4 protein-coding genes are annotated in these 3947 nt (G+C 76.6%); 2 read left to right on the plus strand and 2 right to left on the minus strand.

From position 1 onward, the window contains the following. Nucleotides 1-820, minus strand: an 820-nt coding sequence (locus ABT106_RS31345; protein WP_351284289.1) for an AAA family ATPase, incomplete at its 3' end; no start/stop codon positions are given. Between the two features lie 188 nt (nt 821-1008). On the opposite strand from ABT106_RS31345, the gene ABT106_RS31350 reads away from it, so the two are divergent. Beyond that, nucleotides 1009-1995, plus strand: a complete 987-nt coding sequence (locus tag ABT106_RS31350) for a LacI family DNA-binding transcriptional regulator (protein WP_351284298.1) — start codon at nt 1009-1011, stop codon at nt 1993-1995. A 79-nt stretch (nt 1996-2074) separates the two neighbouring features. Here ABT106_RS31350 and ABT106_RS31355 read toward each other — a convergent pair whose 3' ends face one another. Next, the gene (locus ABT106_RS31355; RefSeq protein WP_351284292.1) at nt 2075-2275 is read right to left on the minus strand and encodes a hypothetical protein; all 201 of its coding nucleotides are present in this window, start codon (nt 2273-2275) and stop codon (nt 2075-2077) included. 247 nt (nt 2276-2522) lie between these two features. On the opposite strand from ABT106_RS31355, the gene ABT106_RS31360 reads away from it, so the two are divergent. Next, a complete protein-coding gene (locus ABT106_RS31360) occupies nt 2523-3920 on the plus strand; it encodes a WD40 repeat domain-containing protein (RefSeq protein ID WP_351284295.1) in 1398 nt (465 codons plus the stop codon). Nucleotides 3921-3947 lie beyond the last annotated feature (27 nt).

Here is a 3947-nt window from a genome sequence, read left to right on the forward strand (position 1 = left end):
CCACCGGTGAACCGCAGCTCGCGCTGCGCCGGGGGGACGCGCACGTCCCGCGTCTCGTGCCGGCGACCGGCAGCCATGAAGGTCCCGACTGGGCGCCCGCGCGGGCCGGAGCCTCGCCCGGCTCGACGACGCCGCCGGGGAACTCCCAGCCGGCCTTGTACGTCGGGTCCACCAGCAGCACCCGGTCCCGCTCGTCGAAGAGCAGCACCCCGGCGGCCACCGTCTCGCGGGTGGGCTCCGGGGTCTGGACGATGTCGCACACGGGGGCGGCTTCCGTGCGGACGGCCTCGGCGATCCGCTCGGCGGTCTCGCGCACGCCCAGGACGCCGTTGTCGACGACGTGGGCGTCGGCGGTGAGCCAGCCCAGCGCCTGCCGGTAGGCCGGGATGTGGTCGTACGCCCACTGGCGGACCCGCACGTCCACGTCCTGGGAGGCACCCGGTTCCTCCCGCGTCGCGATCCGCTGCCGAAGAATCGTTTCCGCAGGGGCGAGCAGCACATGTCTCACCGGAATCCGGCGCGCCGCCAGCCCGCCGAAGATCTCGTCCCGGTACTCCTGCCGCAGCAGCGTCATCGGTACGACGAGCACCCCGCCCAGTTCGGCGAGCAGCGCCGCGGCGGTGTCCACCACCAGACGCCGCCAACTGGGCAGGTCCTGGTAGTCGGACACCTCCGCCAGCCGCTTGCGGGGCAGGAGCACGCGCAGGGCGTCCCCGACGAACTCCGGGTCGAACAGGGTGCCGTCCGGCAGGATTGCGGTCAGTTCGCGGGCCGTGCTGGTCTTTCCGGCGCCGAAGGTGCCGTTGATCCAGACAATCACGTCTACCCCTCTCCCCATGGCTCGTCCGGAGCCCCCAGTGGCTTGCCCGCACCACCCTGCCACGGAAACCTCACTCTCGGCCGAGTGCTTATCCTCAAGGTCAGAGCCCGTCCGATACCTCCGGAGGTTTCCCCACCGTGCCCCACAGCCGCCGCGCCACCGAGCACCGCTACGGCAACCGGCCGACCATGAAGGACGTGGCGGCCCGGGCCGGGGTGGGGCTGAAGACGGTGTCCCGCGTGGTCAACGACGAGCCGGGGGTCACTGCGGACACGGAGAAGCGGGTCCACGAGGCCATCGAGGCCCTCGGGTTCCGCCGCAACGACAGCGCGCGCGTGCTGCGCAAGGGCCGGACCGCGACCGTGGGGCTGGTCCTGGAGGACCTCGCCGACCCGTTCTACGGTCCCCTGAACCGGGCGGTGGAGGAGGTGGCCCGCGCGCACGGCGCGCTGCTGATCAACGGTTCCAGCGCCGAGGACCCGGACCGCGAGCGGGAGTTGGCGCTCGCGCTGTGCGCCCGACGGGTGGACGGGCTGATCGTGATCCCGGCCGGGGACGACCACCGCTACCTGGAGCCGGAGATGCGCGCCGGGGTGGCCACGGTGTTCGTGGACCGCCCCGCGGGGCGGATCGACGCGGACGTCGTCCTCTCCGACAACTTCGGCGGCGCCCGGGACGGGGTCGCCCACCTGATCGCCGCGGGGCACCGGCGGATCGGCTTCGTCGGCGACCATCCGCACATCCACACCGCCACCGAGCGGCTGCGCGGCTACCGCAGCGCCATGGAGGCCGCGGGGCTGCCGGTGGCCGAATCGTGGGTGTCGCTCGGCTCCACCGCTCCCGCCCGGGTGTCGGCCACCGCCGCCGGGATGCTGGCCGGGCCGGGGCCGGTGACCGCCTTCTTCGCCGGGAACAACCGGGTGACGGTCACGCTCGTACGGGTGCTGGCGGCCGGGACCCGCCCGGTGGCGCTGGTCGGCTTCGACGACTTCGAGCTCGCCGATCTGCTGCGCCCCGGCATCACGGTGGTCGCGCAGGACGCGGCGGCCCTGGGCCGGGTGGCCACGGACCGCCTCTTCCAGCGCCTGGCGGGCGCGGACCTGCCCCCGGTCCGGCTGGAACTCCCGACCCGCCTCGTGGCCCGCGGCTCGGGCGAGATCCCGCCCGCCGGCTGAACGCCCGCGGCCCGAACGCCCGCGGCCCGGCCGCCCGTCGCCCGAACGCCCGGAAGGCGGCCGCCCTCCGGCCGCTCCCTCACCGGATCAGCCCGCGCAGTACGGGCACGGACCCGCCCGCGGCGGTCAGACCGGCCAGGACCGCCAGGGCGGGAGGCGTCCCGCCGAGGAAGCTCAGCCCGCCCGCGACGAGCCCGGCGAGCAGGGCGGCGAGCAGGACGACGGCGGCGTGCAGCGTGAGGAACGGCGGATCGGTCCGCGGCGACGGTGATGTGGTCATGCCCCGATTTCAGCCCCCGGCCCGGCTCCGGACCGCGCGTACGGAACGGACCGGGACGGAGCCGGTCAGCACCGGACCGCCCCGGACGGAGCCCAGGTCGGAGCCCAGCTCGGACAGTACGGCTCCGAACACCCCTAACGGTACGGCCCCGTTCGGAAACGTCCGGCCCCGTTCTGCCCGGTTCCGCCTCCCGGGCCGGCGGACGGCCTTAGCGTGGGCGGCAGTCGACCTTGGGGGCGGGCACCGGATGGAACCGCACGGCAGCTTCGAGGAGGGCCTGGCCGCCTTCGCGGCCGACCTGCGGGGGCTGCGTCACGCCCGCGGCAGCCGCTCGTACCGCGACCTCGCCGCCCGGGCCGCGAGGACGGGCGGCGACCTCCGGCTGCCGGTGGCCACGCAGAGCGACGTGTTCCGCGGCAAGCGGCTGCCGGGCTTCGACACGCTGATGGCGCTGGTGCGGGTCCTGTACGCGTACGACGAGTACGGCCGGGAGGTGCCCGTGCCTCCGCACGGCGCCCCCGCGCTCGCCCCCTGGCGGACCCGCTGGCGGGCGCTGGCCGCCCTCCAGCCCGCCGGCCCGGCCCGCCCCGGCACACCGCCGCACACCCCACCCCACGCCCCGGACGACGGCCCGGACGAGGCACCGGACCGCCCATCGGCGCGCGGCGACACCGTGGTGCGCCCGCTCCCGCGGGCGGCCGCCGCGCGGTCCCTGGCCGCCCGGGCCTTCGAGGAGGCGCTGCGCGACGGCGGCGTACAGCTGCCGCCGCTCGACGCCGGCGCCGCGCTGTTCCGGGTGGCGTTCTCCCCCGACGGGTCGGTCCTCGGCGCGACCACCGGAGCCGGGACGGCCCTCCTGTGGGACCCGGTGACCCGGCGCGGCCGCGCCCCGATGACCGCGGCCGCCTGGGCCCTGGCGTTCTCCCCGGACGGCGGGAGCCTGGCCACGGCGCGCGGCGGGCGGGGGATCACCCTGTGGAACGTCGCCGACGGCAGTGCGCGGACCACCCTGGCCGGACACCGGGGCGCCGTGAAACGGGCCGCGTACGCCCCGGACGGGCAGCTGCTCGCCACGGCCGGAGCGGACGCCACGGTGCGGCTGTGGGATCCGGCCGTCGGCGCGGCACTGGGCGGCCCGCTGACCGGTCACCAGAACGAGGTCGTCGCCCTGGCCTTCTCCCCCGACGGCTCGCTGCTCGCCAGCGGGGGCGCGGACCGGCTGGTGTGGTTGTGGGACCTCCCGCGCCGGCGCGGGGCCCCCGGACGGCTGCTGCGCGCAGGATCGGGGACGGTCTGGGCGGTCGCCTTCGCGCCGGACGGCCGGACGCTCGTCACGGCGGGCGCCGACGGAACCGTGCGGCGCTGGGACCCCGGCACCGGACGGCCGCTCGGCGATCCGGTCCTCGCGCACCTGGGCGACGCGTACGAAGCGGTGTTCTCGCCGGACGGCTCGCTGCTCGCGACGGCGGGGGCGGACGGGCGGGTGCGGCTGTGGGATCCGGGGACGGGCGAGCCCGTGGGCGTCCCGCTGCTCGACGGGAGCGGCCCGGCCGTCCAGGGGCTCGCCTTCTCCCCCGACGGCACGCTGCTCGCCGCGGGCGGGCTGGACGGGGTCCTGCGGCGCTGGATCGTCGGGCCGGGGTGACCGGCGGCGAGGCCCGGCCGGGCTCCA

The organism is Streptomyces sp. NPDC002044 (assembly GCF_040296725.1).
In the GTDB taxonomy this organism is placed as follows: Bacteria; Actinomycetota; Actinomycetes; order Streptomycetales; family Streptomycetaceae; genus Streptomyces; species Streptomyces antarcticus.